The following is a 21,016-nucleotide window of genomic DNA, read 5'->3' on the forward strand; positions in this document are numbered from 1 at the left end:
CTGGAGTCATGCGCTACTCGGCCGCCGTGATCACCGTTTCGGACCGCGCCAGCCGCGGTGAGCGAGAGGATGTCAGCGGCCCGATCGCGGTCGCCGCGCTCCGTGAGGCCGGGTTCGCCTGCGCCGACCCGATCGTCATCCCGGACGGCGCCGACCCGGTCGAAGACGCGCTGCGCGATGCGCTCACCGACGGCATCCGGGTCATCGTGACCACCGGCGGGACCGGAATCGGGCCGCGGGACGAGACGCCCGAGGGCACCGAGCGCGTCATCACCGTCGCCATCCCCGGCATCGCCGAAGAGCTTGCGTCGCCGCAGCGCCGCCGAGAAGCCCACCGGCATGCTCTCCCGCGGCATCTCGGGCATCGCCGAGGCGGCGTTCATCGTGAACCTGCCGGGGTCGCCGGCGGCGGTCGAGGCGGGGATGCCGCTGGTGATCGCCGTCGCCCCGCACGCGCTGGGCCAGCTGCGCGGCGAGGACCATCTGCGATGACCATCCTGATCGCGCAGATCAGCGATCAGCCGCTGGACGAGGCGGCGCACCGCGCCGCGGTGGACGACCCGCGGATGGGCGCGGAGCTCGCGTTCGTCGGGAGGGTGCGCGATCACGACCCGGATGCCGCATCCGCCGTCGTCGCGCTCGAGTACACCGCGCACCCGGACGCCGAGGCCACGCTGCGCACCTTGGCCGAGCAGGCGATCGGCGACGCCGACGTGCGGGTGGCGGTGAGCCATCGCATCGGCCGCCTCACCGTGGGCGAGGCTGCAGTGGTGGTCGCCGTCGCCGGCGCCCACCGGGGCGAGGCGTTCGAGGTGTGCCGCACCCTGATCGAGTCGATCAAGCACAGCCTGCCGGTGTGGAAGCGACAGGTCGAGGCCGACGGCACGACCGCGTGGAAGGGCCTCGGCGGCTGACCGGGACCCGGATATCCGGTGAATGGAAACGGTGAACGGGGCGGGCGCCGCCATCGCCTAGCCTGGGAGCATGGCGACGAAGCCCCCCACCCAGGACATCGACGAATCCCTCATCCGCGTCAGCGACCCGAAGAAGGTCGCCGTGGGCGTGCCGGCGATCCTGCATGCGCTGCAGATCGCCGAGCAGCAGATGGGCGTCGGGCGCAGGCATCCAGACCCTCCTCCGGGTGAACCAGAAGGACGGGTTCGACTGCCCCGGCTGCGCATGGCCCGAGTCTGATCGCCGGCACATCGCCGAGTTCTGCGAGAACGGCGCGAAGGCCGTGGCCGAAGAAGCGACGCTGCGCCGGGTCGAGCCGGAGTTCTTCGCCGCACACTCGATGGTCGAGCTGGCCGGGCACGACGACTGGTGGCTGGGCCAGCAGGGGCGGCTGACGCATCCCATGATCCTCGACGAGGGCGCCACGCACTACCGGCCGATCTCGTGGGATGACTCGCTGCGCGAGATCGCCGACGCGGTGCGGGGGCTGGACGACCCGGACGAGGCGATCTTCTACACCTCCGGCCGGACCTCGAACGAGGCGGCATTCCTCTACCAGCTGCTGGTGCGCGGCGTCGGGACGAACAACCTGCCGGACTGCTCCAACATGTGCCACGAATCGTCGGGCTCGGCCCTGAACGAGACCATCGGGATCGGCAAGGGCACCGTCTCGCTCGAGGACGTGCACAACGCCTCGCTGCTGATCATCGCCGGGCAGAACCCCGGCACGAACCACCCGCGGATGCTGTCGGCGCTCGAGAAGGCGAAGCAGAACGGCGCCACGATCATCGCGGTCAACCCGCTGCCGGAGGCAGGGCTCCTCCGCTTCGAGAACCCGCAGACGCCACGCGGCGTGATCCTGGGCGGCACGCAGATCGCCGACAGCTTCCTGCAGATCCGGCTCGGCGGCGACCAGGCGCTGTTCCAGGCGATCGGCAAGCATCTGCTGGAGGTCGAGGATGCCGAGGGCGGTGTGCTCGACCACGACTTCATCGCCGCGCACACGACCGGCTTCGACGCGTATCGGGGGGCGCTGGCGGACGCCTCGTGGGCCGAGCTGTGCGAGGCCACCGGCCTGACCGAGCAGACCCTGCGGGACGCGGGCGACCAGGTCCGCGCCTCGGGCGCGACCATCGTCTGCTGGGCGATGGGCCTGACCCAGCACAAGCACTCCGTGCCCACGCTGCGCGAGATCGTGAATGTGCTGCCTCGCAGGGCAACTTCGGCCGGCCCGGCGCGGGCGTGTGCCCGGTGCGCGGCCACTCGAACGTGCAGGGCGACCGCACGGTCGGGATCTACGAGAAGCCGTCGGAGGAGTTCCTGGCGGCGCTGGACGCAGAGTTCGCGTTCGCCGCGCCGCGCGAACACGGGTACGACACGGTGAACGCGATCCGCGCCATGCGCGACGGCCGGTCGCGGTTCTTCATGGGGATGGGCGGCAACTTCGTCTCGGCCACCCCCGACACCGCCGTCACCGAGGCGGCGCTGCGCCGGTGCGAGCTGACCGTCCAGGTGTCCACGAAGCTGAACCGCTCGCACGTGGTCACGGGCCGGCGGGCCATCATCCTGCCCACCCTGGGGCGCACCGACCGTGACCGGCGCGGCGGGCGCGAGCAGCGCGTGACCGTCGAGGACTCGATGGGCGCCGTGCACTCCTCGCGCGGCCGGCTCGCGCCGCCGTCGGAGGATCTGCTCAGCGAGGTCGCGATCGTCGCCCGCCTCTGCGCGCTGATCTTCGCCGGCCGGGACGGCGTCCCGCAGGCGGACTGGGCGCAGCTGGAGGGCGACTACGCTCTGATCCGCTCGCACATCGAGCGTGTCGTGCCGGGCTTCGACGACTTCGAGCGGCGCGTCGACAAGGGCCGCACACTGCATCTGCCGAACGGGCCGCGCGACTCCCGGAGCTTCGCGACATCCGACGGCAAGGCCCACTTCACCGCCAACACGCTGGAGTATCCGCGGATCCCCGAGGGACGCATCCTGCTGCAGACGCTGCGGTCGCACGACCAGTACAACACCACCATCTACGGCAAGGACGACCGGTACCGCGGCATCCACGGGGGCCGTCGGGTGGTGATGGTCAACGCGGACGACATCCGCGAGCTCGGGTTCGCCGAGGACGAGATCATCGACCTGGTCTCGGAGTGGCGCGCCCCGGACGGGCACGTCGAAGAGCGTCGCGCCGAGGAGTTCCGCATCGTGGCGTACAGCACGCCGCGGGGCAACGCGGCGGCGTATTATCCCGAGACGAACGTGCTGGTGCCGCTGGACTCGGTCGCCGATGTCAGCGGCACGCCCACCTCGAAGTCGGTGGTGGTGCGCCTGGAGCACCGCGGGGCTCCGGCCTAGCCACAGCGGCCGGGCCGACGCGGTCGGTCGGAGGGGCGGGGCCCGTCAGCCGGAGGGGCGGGGCCTGTCAGCCGGAGGGGCGGGCCTGTCAGCCGGAGGGGCCGGGCCGCTCAGCCGCCGGCGAAGGGCGGCAGGACGTCGATCACGGCCGACTCGGGCAGCGGGGAGGCATCGTCCAGCCGGGCGCCGTCCACCAGGACCGCGCACCGCGGCAGGATCGAGGCGAGCGCCGGATGCTGCGCGCTCAGCGTCCCGCGCAGCGCCCGAGATCGGCGGCCGCGACCGTGAGCCTGCGCCGCGCCGGCGGCCTCTTCGGCGGCCGCGAAGAACCGGACGACGGGCATCACGCCTCCCAGGTCGAGGCCAGCTCCGACACGGCGGCGGCGGCTTCGCGCACCTGCTCGGGGGAGCCGCCGGCGCGACCGGCGACCAGCCCCGCCACGAAGGCGCTGAACGGCGCAGCCGGCCGCGCGACGCCGTTCGCGACATCCTTGGCCAGGTCCAGGATCAGCGAGATGGGCACGTCCTCGGGGGCGAGTCCGAACCGCTCGCGCAGCGCGTCGGCCCAGTGGTCGAGGGCCTCCGGGGGCAGGTGATCGCTCATACGTCCTCCTTGGTGAAGCTCCTGTAATCCTCCCACGTGTCGATGTCGCGGGCGCTGTCGGACAGGTCGGGCAGCGCCGCGATCGCCAGGTCGGCCAGGAGCGCGCGCATCGACTGGTTCCGGCCCTCGTCCGGGATGGATGCCGCGGCCCGCCGCAAGCGCTGTCGTGCGGTACAGCCCCGTCAGCCACTGCGGCCGGCTCGACGCGTCGGACAGGCACGCACCGTCGATGTCGGAGCCCAGGAGCACGATGTCGTGCACGAGCTGCCGCACGGCGGCGTCGACGTGAGGGAGGTCGCATGCCAGCACGAGCGTCCAGGCGGGATCGGAGTCCGCCGGCATCGCCGCCAGCGCGGCGACGATCGCCGCCACCGGCCCGGTGAACGGCGGGTCTTCGCGCACCCAGGTCAGGGGAGTGGGCTGCGCGGCGGACGAGGATGCCGCGCGGTCTGAAGTCCCGAGGCCAGGAGTGGGCTGCGCGGGGGAGGGGGATGCCGCGCGGTCAGAAGTCCCGAGGCCAGGAGTGGGCTGCGCGGGGGAGGGGGATGCCGCGCGGTCAGAAGTCCCCGGGTCAGCGCGGGCGGAGGGTGCCGGTGCGGGTGATGGTGGCGCGGCATCGGTCGGCGCGGGACCCGCCACGACGATCGGGGCTGCCGAGACGCTGCGCACGGCGGCGATCGCACGGTCGAGCAGGCTCACCCCGTCGATCTGCAGCCGCGGCTTGTCGATCCCGCCCATGCGGGACGCCCGGCCGCCGGCGAGCAGGATCGCGCCGACGGAGCGCGCGTCTGCGCCGGGTGTGCCGGCCGCGGAGTGTGCCACAGAGTGTGCCGCGGAGATCCGCGCGCCCACGGGATCCGCAGCGCGCGCCCGGTCGCCGGCAGGAACGTCGGTCACGGCCGCGCGGACTCGCCCGGCCGGGCCCATGCGCCCGATTTGCCTCCGGTCTTGGCGACCAGTCGGACGTCGGAAATCGAGGTGGACTTGTCCAAGCCCTTGACCATGTCGACCACGGCGAGGGCGGCGACCGAGACGGCGGTGAGCGCCTCCATCTCCACGCCGGTGCGATCGGCGGTGCGCACGGTGGCCTCGAGCTGCACGCCGCCGTCGACGATCTCCACCTCGACCACCGCCCCGTGCACGCCGATCACGTGAGCCAGGGGCGAGCTCGGGGTGCGCTTGGCCGCGGCGATGCCGGCGATCCGGGCGACCGCGAGCACATCGCCCTTGGGCACAGTGCCGTCGCGGAGGGCCGCGACGACCTCGGGCGCGCAGCGGACGAAGCCGCGCGCGGTGGCCGCGCGCACCGTGGGCTGCTTCTCGGTGACGTCGACCATGCGGGCGTTGCCCGCGGCATCCAGGTGGGTGAAGCTCATGAGACCAGCATGACATCCACGACATCGCCCACCGCGACGGCGTCGAGGTCGGCGGGGACGATCGCATAGGCGTCGGAGCGGCCCAGGCTCGCCGCGAGGTGCGAGCCGCCCGACGAGGCGGGGCGCACGCCGTCGCGCTCGACGCGCACCGGCCGATATTGGCGTCGGCCGACCGGAGTGCGCCACGCCTCGAGCACGCGCATCGGCAGCGTGAGCCGATCGAGTGCCGCGGCGCCCTGCATCGCCCGCAGCGCGGGGCGCACGAACACCTCGAACGAGACCGCGACGCTGACCGGGTTGCCCGGCAGCCCGAACATGAGCGGCATCCCGTCGCCGAATCCCTGCGGCTTGCCGGGCTGCATCGCGACCTTCTCGAACCGCATCGGCGCGACGTTCTTGACGACCTCGTACGCTCCTGCGCTGACACCGCCCGAGGTGATCACCACGTCGGCGCCGAGAACGGATGCCTCGGCCAGGGCCGCGCGCAGTCCGTCGCCGTCATCGGTCACCGAGGTGCGCAGCACCACCTCGGCGCCGATCTGCTCGCACAGTCCCTCCAACAGCGTGCTGTTCGACTCGGGGATCTGGCCGCGCCGCAACGGGGTGCCGGGGGTCGAAGCTCGTCCCCGGTCGAGATCACGGCCACCCGCGGAAGCCGAGAGACCACGACCTCGGTGACACCGGCCGCGGCCGCAAGCCGCGAGCTGACGGCCGCCCAGGAAGGTTCCGGCGGGAAGGATCTCGTCCCCGGCCGTGCACTCCTCGGCACGCGGGCGGATATGGGCTCGGCGTGCCCGCGGTGCTCGATCACCTCGACCCGGCCGAGGGAGTCCTCCAGCCCGCCGACGGTGTCCTCGAACGGGACGACGGCGTCGGCATCGGCGGGCACCGGCGACCCGGTCATGATGCGGGCGGCCTGCCCGGCCCGCAGCGGCGGGTCATCGGACGTGCCGGCCGGCAGATCGGCGACGACCTCGAGCACGACCGGCGCGTCGGGGGATGCCGCGGACACGTCGTCGAACCGCACCGCGAAGCCGTCCATCGCCGAGTTGTCGAACAGCGGAAGGTCCACCTGCGATCGGACCGGTTCGCGCAGGAACCGACCCAGGGCCGCATTCACCGGCATCGTCGTCGCCTCGAGGAGGCGCACCGCCGCGAGGATGCGGTCTCGGTGCTCTTCGACCGTGATCACACCCGGGCCTCCTGCCTGCCGGTCCAGCCCTCGATACCGCCGCGCAGGACGGATGCCTCGGCTCCCGCGGCCCGCAGCGCCGACGCGGCGACGCGCGCCCGCGCACCCACCTGGCACACGATCACGACGGGGGAGCCCGCGACCTGGTCGGCCACGGCATCCACGTCCGCCAGCAGAGCATCCAGCGGAAGGTGCCGGAAGCCGGGCACCGTGCCCGTGGCCAGCTCGAACTCCTCGCGCACGTCGATCACGACGGCATCGCCGGGCTCGTCCACCTCGGCGATCGCGGCGGCCGGCCGCGCCGAGCCGTTCGCGTTCGGCACGGCGGAGTTCGGTGCGGTGCCGTTCTGTGCCGACCCGCCCCGTGCCGGGCCGCTCTGTGCCGACCCGCCCCGAGCCGGGCCGTCCTGTGCGGTGCCGTTCTGTGCTGCGGAGTTCGCCGCGGAGTTCGCCGCGCTCGCGGCATCCGTCCCCTGTGCAGCTCGCAGGGGCGCTTCGCGCTGAGTGCCGGCCAGCGCGTCGATGAGAGCGACGCGTCCGATCAGGGGTCGGCCGATCCCGGTGATGAGCTTCAGCGCCTCGGCGGCCATCAACGATCCGACCTGCAGGCAGAGCGGGCCGAACACGCCCACCGCCGAGCAGGCCGGGGCGTCGCTGCCGGCGGGATAGAGGTCGACCAGGCGCACCGGCTCGTGCGGCGCGGGTGGGGCGGACCAGAACACCGTGACCAGCCCGGCGAACTCCTGCACCGTGCCCCACACCAGGGGCAAGCCGAGCCGCTCGCAGGCCGCCGCCACGATCTCACGGCTGGCGAAGGAGTCCGTCCCGTCCAGGACGAGATCGGCGCCCGCCAGCAGCGCGGCGGCGTTGTCGTGCGTGAGGCGGGTGCGCACCGCGCGGACGCGGGTCTCGGACAGATCGGATGCCACGCGCTCGGCACTGTCGGTCTTGGGGCGCCCGACGTCCTGCCGGCGGTGGATCACCTGCCGCTGCAGATTCGAGACGTCCACCTCGTCGTCGTCGAACACGACGAGTTCGCCGATGCCGGCAGCGGCCAGGGCGAGGATGACCGGCGAGCCCAGCCCTCCGGCGCCGACCACCGCGGCGCGAGCCGCTCCGATCCTTCGCTGTCCATCAGGCCCGAGCCCGGCCAATCGCTGATGGCGCGCCGTGCGCACGCGCTCGGCGTCGCTGAGCGCAGGCAGGGGCGGGACCAGCGGCATGTCTTCAGCGTAGTCAGCGGCGCCCGGGCGCGGGCCGGTTCCGGCCGGACGAAACGGCGGATGCCGCATCCCGCCCCCGCCCCAGGCCTCACAGAGTTCGGAGGAAGCGGCGAGTCTCGGATCGAATCGCCGGAATCCTCCGAGGATGCGGTGATCCTCCGAAGTCGGTGAGGGTGGGGGCGCCGGTGAGGGGAGGAGGCGCCCGTGTGCGGCGCGAGGCGGGGAGGCGCCGCACCGGTCATGGTGCGGGACGGCGGGGACGCGGCAGCGGCCGGTGCCGCGAGATCGGAATAAGTCCGCTCAGATCTCCGCAGGTGCGGTGCTATCGTGACGATATGCCCGCAAGCTACAAGATCTCGCAGGCCGCCCGTCTGCTCGGCGTCAGCGATGACACCGTGCGCCGCTGGGTGGAGCAGGGCGCGCTGCCGGTCACGGACTCTTCGCCGGCCGAGATTCCCGGGGACGCGCTCGCGCGCCGTGCGGTGGAGCTGTCCGCTGCGGCCGGCGACCCGACGGATGTCCTCTCCAGTGCGCGCAATCGGTTCACCGGCCTGGTCACCAGGGTCATCGTCGACCAGGTCGCCGCCCAGGTCGACATCCAGGCGGGTCCGCATCGCGTCGTGTCGCTGATGACCGCCGAGGCCGTCCGCGACCTCGGTCTGGAAGTCGGGTCGCTCGCGGTCGCCGTGGTCAAGGCCACCACCGTCATCGTCGAGACCCCGCGTCCTTGACCGGTCTCGTCCACGCGAACTCGTCCGGAAGAACCCGCCAGAAGGGAGAGCACATCATGCGCCGGTTCCCCGTCATCGCCGCGGCTGCGGCCACACTCGCCCTGGTGCTGGCCGGCTGTGCGATCAGTGCCACCCAGCCCGCCACGGACCAGCCCAGCGGCGCGACCGTCGCTCTCAGCGGCAACGTCACGGTGTCGGCGGCCGCGTCGCTGAAGGGCGCATTCGACACGGCCATCGAGAAGTTCACCGCCGCGCACCCGGACGTGCACATCACCGCCAGCTATGACGGCTCCAGCACGCTGGCCACCCAGATCATCGGCGGCGCCAAGGTGGACGTCTTCGCCTCGGCCGACCAGGCGAACATGGACAAGGTCACCGCACCGGGGCTGGCCTCCGACCCGGTGGTCTTCGCCCGCAACACCCTCGTCATCGTCGTGCCCAAGGGCAATTCCGCCGGCGTGCAGAGCCTCGCCGACCTGGCGAAGCGGGGAGTGACCACCGTGCTGTGCGCACCCGAGGTGCCCTGCGGCGCCGCCTCCCGGACGCTGCTGGACAACGCCGGGGTGAGCGTGACGCCGGCCAGCTCCGAGCAGAACGTGACTGCGGTCCTGACCAAGGTGCGCACCGACGAGGCCGACGCCGGGCTCGTCTACAAGACCGACGCGGCAACCGCCGCCGGTCAGGTCGAGACCATCGTCCCCGAGGGCGCCGACAAGGTCGTGAACTCCTACCCGATCGCCGTGCTGAAGGACGCGCCCGACAGGGCCGCCGCGCAGGCGTTCGTCGACTTCATCACCGGGACCGAGGGGCAGGCCGTCCTCGCCTCGTTCGGATTCGAGAAGCCATGAATCGTCGCGGCTACGCGCCGCCGGTCCTCGCGGTCCCCGCCCTGATCGGCGTGGCGTTCCTCGTCCTGCCGCTGGCCGCCCTGGTCGGCAAGGTGCAGTGGGCGACGCTGTGGGCCGACATCACCTCGACCGAAGCTCTGGACGCGCTGCGGCTGTCGGTGACGACCGGCCTGATCGCCACCGCGCTGTGCCTGGTGCTGGGGGTGCCGCTCGCGCTGCTGATCGCGCGGGCGCGCACGCGCACCGCCGCCGTGCTGCGCGCGATCGTGACCGTGCCGCTCGTGCTGCCGCCGATGGTGGGCGGACTGGCGCTGCTGTTCCTGTTCGGCCGTTCCGGATGGCTCGGCTGGACCGGCTGGCAGGTGCCGTTCACCACGACGGCGGTGGTCCTGGCCCAGACGTTCGTGGCGCTGCCGTTCCTCGTCCTGGCGCTGGAGGGCGCACTGCGCACCTCCGGCGTGGATTACGAGCGTGCCGCCACCGGGCTGGGCGCCGGCCGCTGGACGATCCTGTGGCGGGTGACGCTGCCGCTGGCCGCTCCCGGGCTGATCTCGGGAGTCATCCTGTGCTTCGCCCGCGCGATCGGCGAGTTCGGCGCCACCGCGCTGTTCGCCGGCAACGCGCCGGGGGTCACGCAGACCATGCCGCTGGCGATCTACACGGCGTTCAACGGCGCGGGGGTCACCCAGGGATCGGCGGTCGCGCTCTCGCTGCTGCTGCTGGTGACGGCGATCCTCGTGCCTGCTGGTGCGGGCCTGGCGACCGAACGCCCCGGCGACGGCCGCGGAGGGCGTCGGATGAGCGGCGCACAGGCGGAGGGCGTCGGATGAGCGGCGCGGGGCTGGAGGCCCGGGTCCGGGTCGAGCGCGGGGCGTACGTGCTCGATGCGGCGCTGCGGGCCGACGCCGGAGAGATCGTCGCCGTGATGGGCCCGTCCGGTGCGGGCAAGTCCACCCTGTTCGATGCGATCGCGGGCTTCGTGCCGCTGGACGCGGGCGAGGTGCGGCTCGACGGGCGGACGCTGGAGGCGGCATCCGGCGTCCGCGTCGGCCCGCAGCACCGCGGCGTCGTGCTGCTCGGCAGCAGCCGCGCCTCTTCCCGCACCTGTCGGCGCGCGAGAACGTCGCGTTCGGGCCGCGCGCCCGCGGCACGGGGCGCCGCGCGGCACGGACGGATGCCGATGCCTGGCTGGATCGCGTGGGGCTGGCCGGCATGGGCGCACGACGTCCCGCGCAGCTGTCCGGCGGGCAAGCAGCGGGTGGCGCTGGCCCGTGCGCTGGCGACCGCGCCGCGGGTGCTGCTGCTGGACGAGCCGCTGACGTCCCTCGACCCGGCCACCGCGGCCGACATCCGCGCGTTGCTGCGCGATCAGCTCGCCGCGACCGGGACGACGGCGCTCATCGCCACGCATGACGCGGCGGACGCGGCATCCCTCGCCGGCCGTCTGGTCGTGCTCGAAGCCGGACGGATCACGCAGGAGGGCGGGGTGCGCGAGGTGCTGGATGCCCCGGCCACGCCGTTCGCGGCCGCGGTCGCCGCGACGCTGCCGGACCGCCGGGGCGAGGGCTCGGGCGGAGGCTCGGGCGACGGCTGGGCGGCGCGGATCGAGGACGTGCGGGCAGGCGAGTCGGGGGTCGTGGTGCGGGCGCGCACCGCGACCGGCGAGGACATCGTGCTCGAGCTGCCCGCCGGTGCCGGAGCGATCCCCGGCGGAACCATCACGGTGTCGGCCGGTCGCTGAGAGCGGGGCGACCGGGTCACTACGGCCGGTGCAAGCCGTTCGGGGTCGGGCGGAGCCACCGGCTCCCACCCGCGCCGGGTGGCCCGGGCGCCGCTGCGGTGCTCGTCGCGCGAGCGATACACGATGTACGGCCGGAACAGGTACTGCACCGGCGCCGAGAACACGTGCACCAGGCGCGTGAACGGCCACAGGGCGAACAGCAGCGTCGCCGTCAGCGCGTGCAGCTGGAACATCAGCGGCGCCTGGTCCATGAGCTCGGGCTGCGGCTGGAAGAGCAGGATGCTGCGCACCCACGGGCTGATCGTGGTGCGGTACTCGTAGCCGGGGCCGAACAGCTGGTGCATGAACGTGGCGAGCGTGCCGAACAGCAGCGTGGCGCCCAGGAACACGTACATGACCTTGTCCATCGTGGTGGTCGCCAGGAACACCGGGCCGACCGTGCGGCGCCGGTAGATCAGGATCGCGAGCCCCGCGAGCGTCAGGATCGCGGCGGCCGTGCCGAGCACGGTCGCGCCGATGTGGTACATGTGCTCGTCGATGCCGATGGCGTACAGCCACTCGCGGGGGACCAGCAGGCCGACCGCGTGGCCGACCAGCACGAAGAGGATGCCGAAGTGGAACATCGGCGAGCCCCAGCGCAGCAGCCGGTTCTCGTACGACTGGCTCGACCGCGTCGTCCAGCCGAACTTGTCATACCGATACCGCCAGATGTGGCCGACGATGAACACGGCCGCGGCGATGTACGGCAGCACCACCCACAGCAGCAGGGACAGCGGGTTCATACGTCCTCCCTCACTCGGAACGGCGGCAGGATGCCGTTCAGGCTCAGCCCCACCGTCTCGGTGGGAGGCCCCTCGCTGATCAGCTCCAGGTAGCGCTCACGCGTGGCCTCGTCCACCGGCGGCAGCGACAGGGTCACCGCCCGCACGACATCGGCCCACGGGCTGTCCATGGCCTCGAGGGCCGCACGCAGCACCTCGATGCCCTCCCGGTGGCTGGACAGCAGCGCGTCGGCGATCTCGGAGTTGCTCATCGCGGAGAATTCCAGCACGGCCGGCAGGTAGTCCGGCAGCTCGTGGGCGTCGAACTCCCACCCGGCCGCGCGATAGGCCTCCAGGATCGTCACCAGGGCGGTGCCGCGCTTGCGCGTGTCGCCGGTGGCGAAGTAGGTCAGATACAGGCTGCACTTGCGCTTCAGATCGAAGGTGCGCACGTACTGCTGCTCCCACGAGTGCGCGGCTTCGGCGGCGTCCATGAACCGTTCCAGCGGATGCCGCAGCTTGTCCGGCAGCGGAGCCGCCAGTCCCCGCACCGCCGGAAGCTTCGCGAACCAGGCGGCATCCGGATAATCCAGCAGCACCGAGGCGGCCATGTGCGCGCGTGCTCGCTCCGGGCGGCTCAGCGTGAGCGCGTTCAGGGACGCCGGCAGTCGGCGGCGCGGGGTGACGCGGGTGCGCAGGCCGACCATCACTTGTCCTTGTCCGGGGGCGGGAACAGGCCCTGCGGGGTCCCATTGCCGTCCCAGTTGAGGAGGTTGACGCGGCCGGGGCTGGCCGGCCGGTCGGCGGTCTGCCGGTCCTTGAGCACGTGGAAGTTCTCCACCGCCACCGGGTCGGGGTGCCCGCTGGAGGCGCCGAACGGACCGGGGCCGCCCATGCCGGGGCCGCCGTCATAGTCCAGCGAGCAGGCCAGCTCCTCCAGCTCGCGGGCCTGCTCCGCGTGCGCGGCGGGGATGACGTACCGGTCGTTGTACTTGGCGATCGCCAGCAGTCGGTACATCTCCTCCATCTCGGTGCCGGTCATCCCGACGGCCGCGGCGATCTCCTCGTCCCGACGGTCCTCCAGGTTGATCCCGCGCATGTACGAGCGCATCGCGGCCAGCTTGCGCAGCGAAGCATCCACCGGCGCGACATCCCCCGCGGTGAACAGCTCGGCCAGGTACGAGATCGGGATGCGCAGCTTGTCGATCGCGGCGAACAGCGTGCGCGCATCCTCGCCGTCGTTGCCCGAGCCGGTGACCACGTCCACCACCGGGGACAGCGGCGGGATGTACCAGACCATCGGCATCGTCCGGTACTCCGGGTGCAGCGGCAGCGCCACCTTGTACTGCTGGATGAGCTTGTGGATGGGGCTGTTCTGCGCGGCCTCGATCCAGTCCTCCGGGATGCCGTCGCGCCGGGCGGCCTCGATGACCGCCGGATCGTTCGGGTCGAGGATGACGCTGCGCTTGCGCATCCAGCAGCTCGTGCTCGTCCTGGACGCTAGCCGCCTCGGCCACCCGGTCCACGTCGTACAGCACGAGGCCGAGATACCGCAGCCGCCCCACGCAGGTCTCCGAGCACACGGTCGGCAGGCCGACCTCGATGCGCGGGTAGCACAGCGTGCACTTCTCGGCCTTGCCGGTCTTGTGGTTGAAATAGACCTTCTTGTACGGGCAACCGGACACGCACATCCGCCATCCGCGGCACTTGTCCTGGTCGACCAGGACGATGCCGTCCTCGGCACGCTTGTACATCGCCCCGGACGGGCAGGATGCCACGCACGACGGGTTCAGGCAGTGCTCGCAGATGCGCGGCAGGTAGAACATGAACGCCTGCTCGAACTCGGCGTGCACCTTCTCGCTCATCTTCTTCAGGATCGGGTCGTCCTGCATGGTCTCGGCCGACCCGCCCAGGTCGTCGTCCCAGTTGGCCGACCACGAGATCTTCATGTCCTTGCCGGTGAGCAGGCTCTTCGGGCGGGCGACCGGCGTCTGCTCGCCCTTGGGCGAGTTCAGCAGCATGTCGTAGTCGTACGTCCACGGCTCGTAGTAGTCCTCGATCTCGGGCAGATTCGGGTTCGAGAAGATGTGCGCGAGCTTGGCGAGCCGCCCGCCGCTGCGCAGCTTGAGCCGGCCCCGCTTGGTGCGCACCCAGCCGCCGCCCCACCGCTCCTGATCCTCGTACGAGCGCGGGTAGCCGACGCCGGGCCGGGTCTCGACGTTGTTGAACCACACGTACTCCACGCCGGTCCGGTTCGTCCACGCCTGCTTGCACGTGACCGAGCAGGTGTGGCATCCGATGCACTTGTCGAGGTTCATCACCATCGACATCTGCGCCATGACCTTCATCGGTACTGCACCTCCTGGCTCCGGCGACGGATGGTCGTGACCTCATCGCGCTGATTCCCGGTCGGGCCGAGATAGTTGAACGCCCAGGCCAGCTTGCGCGTACCCGCCGATCAGGTGGCTGGGCTTGAGCAGGATGCGGGTGAGGGAGTTGTGGATGCCGCCGCGCAGGCCGCTGGTCTCCGAGATCGGCACATCCACCGTGCGGTCCTTCGCGTGGTACATGTACACCGTGCCCTCCGGCATCCGGTGCGACACGATGGCCCGCGCCACCACGACGCCGTTGCGGTTGTACGCCTCGATCCACTCGTTGTCGCGCACGCCGATCTTGCCGGCGTCCGCGATGCTCATCCAGATCGTCGGGCCGCCGCGACTCAGCGACAGCATGAACAGGTTGTCCTGGTACTCGGAGTGGATCGACCACTTCGAGTGCGGCGTCAGGTACCGCACCGACACCTCGGTCTGGCCGTCGGCGCCCGGCCCGGCGATGCGGTTGCGCGCACCGGGGATCGCGTCGCCGAACAGTCGGTGCATGTCCAGCGGCGGACGGTAGATCGGCAGGTTCTCGCCGAGCTCCTCCATCCAGTCGTGGTCGAGGAAGAAGTGCTGCCGGCCGGTGAGCGTGTGCCAGGGCTTGAGCTGCTCGACGTTCACCGCGAACGCGGTGTAGCGGCGTCCGCCGTGCTCGGATCCGGACCACTCCGGCGAGGTGATGACGCTGCGCGGCTGCACCTGCACGTCGCTGAACGTGATGTGCGTGCCCTCGTGCTCCTCGGCCAGGAACGCCATCTTCTGACCGGTCTGCTCCTCGAGTCGCCGGAAGCCCTGCACCGCGAGCCGTCCGTTCGTCGTGCCGGACAGGGCCAGCACCATCTCGCACGCGCGCTTGTCGGTGTCCAGCCGCACTCGTCCGGCCATCGGTCCGGCGGCGACCGTGCCGTTCAGGCCCTTGAGCATCTCGACGTCGCGCTCGGGCCGGTAGGTGATGCCCTTCGTGGTCATGCCGAGCTTCTCGGTGAGCGGACCCAGCGTGTTCCACTGCGCCGCCAGCGCAGGATAGTCCCGCTCGACCACGATCAGCTTGGCCATCGTCACGCCCGGCACGAGCGGCAGGTCGCGCACCCGGCCGTGCGGTGTGGCCATCACGTCGGGGGTGTCGTGCTCGAGCGGGCGGCAACGATGTCGCGGCGCACGCCGAGGTGGGTGCGGGCCATCTCGCTGAAGCGCTCGGCGATCGCCTTGAACGTCTCGAAGTCCGTGCGGGTCTGCCACGGCGGATCGATCGCCGGCGAGAACGAATGCACGAACGGGTGCATGTCGGTCGAGGACAGGTCGTACTTCTCGTACCAGGTCGCGGTGGGCAGCACGACGTCGCTGAACAGCGTGGTGCTGGTCATGCGGAAATCGCTCGTCATCAGCAGGTCGAGCTTGCCCAGCGGCGCGTCCTCGCGCCAGCGCACGTCGCGCGGACGCGCGCCGGCCGGCGTCTCGCCCACCCGCACCGCAGAGTCGGTGCCCAGCAGGTGCTTGAGGAAGTACTCGTTGCCCTTGCCCGACGAGCCCAGCACGTTGGCGCGCCACATCGAGATCACCCGCGGGAAGTTCTCCGGAGCATCCGGGTCCTCGCAGGCGTAGTGCAGCGATCCGTCGTTGAGCGAGTCGACGATGTACTGTGCCGGCTCTTTGCCGGCGGCCTCTGCCTCGTCGACGAGATCGAGGGGGTTGCGCGAGAACGTCGGGTAGCTGGGCATCCACCCGCGCTTGACCGATTCGACCAGGCAGTCGGCCGTGGTCCGGCCCGCGAACGTGCCGCGCGCCAGCGGCGAGGCCAGCTGGTCGGCCGGCAGCCCGTCGTAGCGCCACTGGTCGGTGGCCAGATACCAGAAGGCGGTGCCGATGGCCTGGCGCGGCGGGCGGGTCCAGTCGAGCGCCCCGGCGTACTGGTTGTACCCGGTCAGAGGCCGCACCTTCTCCTGGCCGACGTAGTGCGCCCAGCCGCCGCCGTTCACGCCCTGGCAGCCGCACATCATGGTCAGTGCCAGGAACGTGCGATAGATGGTGTCGGAGTGGAACCAGTGGTTCGTGCCCGCGCCCATCAGGATCATCGAGCGTCCGCCGCTGCGCAGCGCGTTGTCGGCGAACTCCCGGCCGATCCGCGAGGCCTGCGCGGCCGGGACCGAGGTGATCTCCTCCTGCCAGGCCGGGGTGCCCGGGCTCGACGCGTCGTCGTAGCCGGTCGGCCACTGCCCCGGCAGGCCGTCGCGGCCGACGCCGTACCGGGCCAGCATCAGGTCGAACACGGTCGTGACGGTGCGTCCGGCGACGGTGCGCACCGGGACGCCGCGGCTGACGATGCCGACGCCGCCGGCGTGCTCGTGCCCGGGCTCGGGGGCGACGTCGAAGCGGGGGAGGGCGACTTCGGCGGATGCCCCGTCCCAATCGGTCGCGTCCGCGATCGACAGCGGGGGCACGACGTCGCCGAGATCCAGGTTCCACCGGCCCTGGTCCTCGGGGGTGAACCTGTGGCCGAGCGACCCGCCCGGCACCACCGCGGTGCCGTCGGCGTCCAGCAGCACCGGCTTGAACTCGCCGCGCGGGGTGGCCGCGGCATCCGCGTCGAGATCGCTCGCGGTCAGGAACTTTCCCGGCACCAGCCGGTCGCCGTGCTGCTCGAGCGTGACCAGGTACGGCGCGTCGGTGTATCGGCGCATGTAGTCCTGGAACGGGGCGGTGCGCTCGCGCATGAAGAACTCGGTGAGGATGACGTGCCCCATCGCGATCGCCAGCGCGGCATCCGTCCCCGGGTGCGGCGCCACCCATTCGTCGGCGAACTTGGTGTTGTCGGTGTAGTCCGGCGAGACCACGATCACCTTCTGGCCGCGGTAGCGGGCCTCGGTCATGAAGTGCGCGTCCGGGGTGCGGGTGACCGGCACGTTCGAGCCCCACATCATCAGGTAGCCGGCGTTCCACCAGTCGGCCGATTCGGGCACGTCGGTCTGATCGCCGAACACCTGGGGGCTGGCCACCGGCAGATCGGCGTACCAGTCGTAGAACGACAGCATCGTGCCGCCGAGCAGGTTCATGAAACGCGAGCCCGAGCCGTGCGAGATCATCGACATCGCCGGGATGGGCGAGAAGCCCGCGACCCGGTCCGGCCCGAACGCCTTCACCGTGTGCACGTGCGCGGCCGCCACGATCTCGACCGCCTCGTCCCACGTGGTGCGCACCAGCCCGCCCTTGCCGCGGGCGCTCTTGTAGGCGCGGGATGCCTCGGGGTCCTCCACGATCGACCGCCAGGCGTCGACCGGGTCGGGGTGGGTCTGCTTGGCCGCGCGGTAGAGCTCCAGCAGCGTGTCGCGGATGTAGGGGTAGCGCACCCGGGTGGGGGAGTAGGTGTACCAGCTGAACGCGGCGCCGCGGGGGCAGCCGCGCGGCTCGTACTCGGGCGAGTCCGGCCCGACCGACGGGTAGTCGGTCTGCTGGGTCTCCCAGGTGATGATGCCGTCCTTGACGTACACCTTCCACGAGCACGACCCGGTGCAGTTGACCCCGTGCGTGGACCGGACCACCTTGTCGTGCGACCAGCGGTCGCGGTAGAAGACATCCCCCTCGCGGCCGCCCTCGAGGAACAGTGCGCGCTGATCGCCCGAGATCTCGCCGGGCCGGATGTATCGGCTCAGCGACAGCAGGGTGTCGGCGAGCGGGCCGTCCGTGGCCGGCTGCGTGGTGCGGATCTTGGGAGTCATGCCTGGTCCTCCAGCCTCGCGATTACCCCCAGTATGGGCGGGGCGCCGCGGGACCGCCAGGGGGGCGAGCCGTGTTTAATGGCGGGCGATCCCGTGGAAAATCGTCGGGCGGGCGCACCCGGCGCGACATACGTCGAAGAATCGCGCCTCGAATAAAAACGGTGCGGGCTGGTGACGCGGGCGCGGTTCCTGGCTAGCCTGTCGCGAAACGAGAGGAGCCGTCATGGCGCCCATGTCTTCGACGGTCACGGACACGCGGACCACGGCCGAGCTGCGCGGCGGCCTCGGCCAGGTGCTCCTGGCGACCCTCGCGTCGACGGCCGGCTTCTGGGCGTGGATGGCGATCGCGCCGCTGCAGGGCCTCTACGCGACCTCGATGGGGCTGGGGCAGGGGCAGATCTCGCTCATGCTGGCCACCCCGGTGCTGGTCGGCGCGCTCGGCCGCATCGTGGTGGGCGCCCTGACCGACCGCTGGGGCGGTCGGAGGATGTTCACCTTCGTGCTGCTGGCGGGCGTGCCGGCCGTGCTGCTGGTGGCGCTCGCCGGCTCAATCAAGAGCTTCCCGCTGCTGGTGTTCGCCGGGTTCCTGCTGGGCGTGTCCGGCACCATCTTCGCCGTGGGCGTGCCCTTCTCCAGCGCCTGGTACGCGCCCGCACGACGGGGGTTCGCGAACGGCGTGTTCGGGATGGGGATGATCGGCACCGGCGTGTCGGCCTTCTTCACCCCGCGGCTGGCGCAGCAGATCGGATATCTGCCCACCCACCTGCTCATCGCCGGGATCATGGTCGTGATGGCGGCGCTGTGCTGGTTCTTCCTGCGCGACTCGCCGGCCTGGACGCCGAGCAGCCAGGCGCTGGTCCCCAAGGTGGTCGGGGCGCTGAAGCTGCGGATCACGTGGCAGATGTCGTTCCTGTACGCGATCGTGTTCGGCGGGTTCGTGGCGTTCTCCACCTACCTGCCGAAGTACCTCACCACGATCTATCCGGACGAGGTCGACGCCGTCGGGGCCGGCACCCGCACCGCGATGTTCGCGGTCGCGGCGGTCGTGGCGCGCCCGATCGGCGGCGTGCTGGCCGACCGGTTCGGGCCGAAGGTGGTCTCGCTGCTCTCGCTGGCGGGGATCGTGGCGGCCGCCTACGTCGTCGGTCAGGAGCCGCCCGAGGGCATCGTCACCGGCGTCACCTTCCTGCTCATGGCCGCCGCGATGGGCCTGGGCATGGGCGGGTTGTTCGCCTGGGTCGGCCCCTCCACTCCGCCGGACCGGGTCGGGGCGGTCACCGGCGTGGTCGCGGCCGCCGGCGGACTGGGCGGCTACTTCCCGCCCCTGGTGATGGGCGCCACCTACCAGGCCGAGACGAACTCGTACTGGCTCGGACTGTGGCTGCTCGTGCTCGTGGGTGCGCTGGCGCTGGTGGTGGCCGGGATGATGCGCGACGCCCGGCCGAAGAAGGCCTGAGCCACGGCCCGGAGTCTCCCGCGCAAGCGGTTACGGTGGGCATATGGCCGCCGAGATGCTCACCGGGACCCGCGATGCGCGCGGGCGCGCGCTGCACGATCTGCGCATCTCGGTGACCGATCGCTGCAACTTCCGCTGCGTGTACTGCATGCCCAAGGAGATCTTCGGCCGCGATTACGCGTTCCTGCCGAAGGAGCAGCTGCTCAGCTTCGAGGAGATCGAACGGGTCGCGCGGGCCGCGGTCGCCCTGGGGGTGCGCAAGCTGCGGCTCACTGGCGGCGAGCCGCCGCTGCGCCGCGACATCGAGGTGCTGATCGGGATGCTGGCCGGCATCGAGACCGACGACGGATCGCCGCTGGACATCGCCCTGACCACGAACGGATCGGCCCTGGCGCACAAGGCGCCCGCACTGCGCGCGGCAGGCCTGGACCGGGTCACCGTGTCGCTGGACTCGCTGGACGATGCCACCTTCCGGGCGATGAACGACATCGACTTCCCGGTCGCACGCGTGCTCGACGGCATCCGCGCCGCGCGCGAGGAGGGCCTTCCGGTCAAGGTCAACACCGTGGTCAAGCGCGGGATGAACGACGGCGACATCCTCTCCATCGCCGAGCGGTTCCGCGGCACCGGGGTGACGGTGCGGTTCATCGAGTTCATGGATGTCGGGACCACCAACGGCTGGAACCTGGCCGAGGTCGTGCCCTCGGACGAGGTGGTCGCGCGCATCGACGCCGTCCATCCGCTCGAGCCGGTGCCGCCGGCCTATCCGGGCGAGACGGCCGGCCGCTGGCGCTACCGCGACGGGGCCGGCGAGGTGGGCGCCATCTCCAGCGTCACCGCGCCGTTCTGCGGCGCGTGCACGCGGGCGCGGATCTCTGCGGACGGCAAGCTGTTCACCTGCCTGTTCGCCGCGCGCGGGCACGATCTGCGCGCGCTGCGCGGGGTCGCCTCCGGCAGTGGGGCGTCGGACGACGAGCTGCGTGCCGCGCTCGCCGGGATCTGGGCGGTCCGCGACGACCGGTACTCCGAGATCCGCTCGTCGGCCACCGCCGCCGAGTCGACCGAATCCGCCCCACGGGTGGAGATGTCCTACATCGGCGGCTGAGCGCACCGGATAGGCGCCCGGGGTGAGCAGCATCCGTCCGTTCCGGCCCGGAGACGAGTCCGCGCTCGGCGAGATCTGCGTGCGCACCGCGGCGGCGGGCGCCGACGCCACCGGGATGCTCAGCGATGACGACATCTGGCCGGCGATCTTCGTCTGGCCGTATGTCGCGCGCCATCCCGACACCGCGTTCGTGGTCGAGACCGACGAGGGCCGAGTGGCCGGCTACATCGTGTGCGCGCCCGACACCGACGCCTTCGAGACCTGGTTCCGCACCGACTGGTGGCCGCCGTTCGCGCGGCGGTGGGCACGGCCGGCGCCGCGCGGGGATCAGGGGCACCCGGGGAGCCGGGAGCCCGTGGATCAGGAGCACGCGGATCAGGAGCAGGCGGATCGGGAGCACGCGGATCAGGAGCAGGTGGATCAGGAGCAGGTGGATCAGGAGCAGGGGCTCCTCGCCTATGCCGCCGCCCGCGGCGGCGCGGCGAACCGCTATCAGGCGATGGGCTTCCCCGCGTACCTGCACATCGACCTGCTGCCGAACTGCAGGGGCAGGGGTGGGGGCGACGGCTGATCGACACGCTCGCC

General features: G+C 71.7%; 14 protein-coding genes and 5 pseudogenes. 9 read left to right on the top strand and 10 right to left on the bottom strand.

Features of this window, described 5'->3' with window-relative positions:
- The first annotated feature begins 8 nt into the window (after nucleotides 1–8).
- Both L2X98_RS21600 and L2X98_RS15040 read left to right on the top strand, forming a co-directional pair.
- Nucleotides 9–914: a molybdenum cofactor biosynthesis protein MoaE gene (locus tag L2X98_RS21600; RefSeq protein WP_354002819.1), complete on the top strand. Its 906-nt coding sequence runs from the start codon at nucleotides 9–11 to the stop codon at nucleotides 912–914.
- Between the two features lie 70 nt (nucleotides 915–984).
- Nucleotides 985–3,303: pseudogene (locus tag L2X98_RS15040) on the top strand (FdhF/YdeP family oxidoreductase).
- Between the two features lie 110 nt (nucleotides 3,304–3,413).
- Here the strand turns inward: L2X98_RS15040 and L2X98_RS15045 are convergent.
- From L2X98_RS15045 to L2X98_RS15065, 6 genes are all read right to left on the bottom strand, one after another.
- Complete coding sequence (locus L2X98_RS15045) at nucleotides 3,414–3,647, bottom strand: MoaD/ThiS family protein (RefSeq protein ID WP_259611463.1); 234 nt, start codon at nucleotides 3,645–3,647, stop codon at nucleotides 3,414–3,416.
- The gene (locus tag L2X98_RS15050; protein ID WP_259611464.1) at nucleotides 3,647–4,729 is read right to left on the bottom strand and encodes an NTP transferase domain-containing protein; all 1,083 of its coding nucleotides are present in this window, start codon (nucleotides 4,727–4,729) and stop codon (nucleotides 3,647–3,649) included. Before L2X98_RS15050 ends, L2X98_RS15045 begins: the two co-directional genes overlap by 1 nt.
- Nucleotides 4,730–4,800: 71 nt before the next feature.
- Nucleotides 4,801–5,283: a cyclic pyranopterin monophosphate synthase MoaC gene (moaC, locus tag L2X98_RS15055; protein WP_259611465.1), complete on the bottom strand. Its 483-nt coding sequence runs from the start codon at nucleotides 5,281–5,283 to the stop codon at nucleotides 4,801–4,803.
- Nucleotides 5,280–5,843 (bottom strand): molybdopterin-binding protein, encoded by a 564-nt coding sequence (locus L2X98_RS21605; protein WP_354002820.1) that lies wholly within the window; start codon nucleotides 5,841–5,843, stop codon nucleotides 5,280–5,282. The genes moaC and L2X98_RS21605 overlap by 4 nt, the downstream gene beginning before the upstream one ends.
- Nucleotides 5,789–6,475 (bottom strand): MoeA family protein, encoded by a 687-nt coding sequence (locus L2X98_RS21610; RefSeq protein ID WP_354002821.1) that lies wholly within the window; start codon nucleotides 6,473–6,475, stop codon nucleotides 5,789–5,791. Before L2X98_RS21610 ends, L2X98_RS21605 begins: the two co-directional genes overlap by 55 nt.
- Nucleotides 6,472–7,698 carry a ThiF family adenylyltransferase gene (locus L2X98_RS15065; RefSeq protein WP_259611466.1) on the bottom strand — a complete coding sequence of 409 codons (1,227 nt, stop codon included), beginning with the start codon at nucleotides 7,696–7,698 and terminating at the stop codon, nucleotides 6,472–6,474. Before L2X98_RS15065 ends, L2X98_RS21610 begins: the two co-directional genes overlap by 4 nt.
- 335 nt (nucleotides 7,699–8,033) lie before the next feature.
- On the opposite strand from L2X98_RS15065, the gene L2X98_RS15070 reads away from it, so the two are divergent.
- The 4 genes and pseudogenes from L2X98_RS15070 to L2X98_RS22445 all read left to right on the top strand — a co-directional run bounded on the left by L2X98_RS15070 (nucleotide 8,034) and on the right by L2X98_RS22445 (nucleotide 11,018).
- Entirely contained in the window at nucleotides 8,034–8,429 is a 396-nt protein-coding gene (locus L2X98_RS15070) for a TOBE domain-containing protein (RefSeq protein ID WP_259611467.1), read from the top strand.
- 56 nt (nucleotides 8,430–8,485) lie between these two features.
- Nucleotides 8,486–9,277 (top strand): molybdate ABC transporter substrate-binding protein, encoded by a 792-nt coding sequence (gene modA / locus L2X98_RS15075; RefSeq protein WP_259611468.1) that lies wholly within the window; start codon nucleotides 8,486–8,488, stop codon nucleotides 9,275–9,277.
- Nucleotides 9,274–10,078, top strand: a pseudogene (locus L2X98_RS15080) (ABC transporter permease). Before modA ends, L2X98_RS15080 begins: the two are co-directional and overlap by 4 nt.
- Nucleotides 10,079–10,202: 124 nt before the next feature.
- Nucleotides 10,203–11,018, top strand: a complete 816-nt coding sequence (locus L2X98_RS22445) for an ATP-binding cassette domain-containing protein (RefSeq protein WP_435526284.1) — start codon at nucleotides 10,203–10,205, stop codon at nucleotides 11,016–11,018.
- Nucleotides 11,019–11,065: 47 nt separating this feature from the next.
- Here L2X98_RS22445 and narI read toward each other — a convergent pair.
- From narI to L2X98_RS15100, 4 genes and pseudogenes are all read right to left on the bottom strand, one after another.
- Nucleotides 11,066–11,800, bottom strand: a pseudogene (gene narI, locus L2X98_RS22450) (respiratory nitrate reductase subunit gamma); the annotation flags it as partial.
- Nucleotides 11,797–12,486, bottom strand: coding sequence for a nitrate reductase molybdenum cofactor assembly chaperone (narJ, locus tag L2X98_RS15090; RefSeq protein ID WP_259611469.1), 690 nt, complete (start codon nucleotides 12,484–12,486; stop codon nucleotides 11,797–11,799). The pseudogene narI and the gene narJ, both read right to left, overlap by 4 nt.
- A pseudogene (narH, locus tag L2X98_RS15095) lies at nucleotides 12,486–14,127 on the bottom strand (nitrate reductase subunit beta). The gene narJ and the pseudogene narH overlap by 1 nt, the downstream one beginning before the upstream one ends.
- Nucleotides 14,124–17,870, bottom strand: a pseudogene (locus tag L2X98_RS15100) (nitrate reductase subunit alpha). The pseudogenes narH and L2X98_RS15100 overlap by 4 nt, the downstream one beginning before the upstream one ends.
- Nucleotides 17,871–18,093: 223 nt before the next feature.
- Here L2X98_RS15100 and L2X98_RS15105 point away from each other — a divergent pair.
- From L2X98_RS15105 to L2X98_RS15115, 3 genes are read left to right on the top strand one after another with little or no spacing between them, the layout of a single operon-like run.
- On the top strand, nucleotides 18,094–19,326 hold the full coding sequence (locus L2X98_RS15105) for an MFS transporter (RefSeq protein ID WP_435526208.1): 1,233 nt from the start codon (nucleotides 18,094–18,096) through the stop codon (nucleotides 19,324–19,326).
- A gap of 43 nt (nucleotides 19,327–19,369) precedes the next feature.
- On the top strand, nucleotides 19,370–20,431 hold the full coding sequence (gene moaA / locus L2X98_RS15110) for a GTP 3',8-cyclase MoaA (protein ID WP_259611470.1): 1,062 nt from the start codon (nucleotides 19,370–19,372) through the stop codon (nucleotides 20,429–20,431).
- A 22-nt stretch (nucleotides 20,432–20,453) separates the two neighbouring features.
- Nucleotides 20,454–21,002, top strand: coding sequence for a GNAT family N-acetyltransferase (locus L2X98_RS15115; RefSeq protein ID WP_435526209.1), 549 nt, complete (start codon nucleotides 20,454–20,456; stop codon nucleotides 21,000–21,002).
- Nucleotides 21,003–21,016 lie beyond the last annotated feature (14 nt).

Source organism: Microbacterium elymi (genome assembly GCF_021582895.2).
Lineage (GTDB): Bacteria > Actinomycetota > Actinomycetes > Actinomycetales > Microbacteriaceae > Microbacterium > Microbacterium humicola.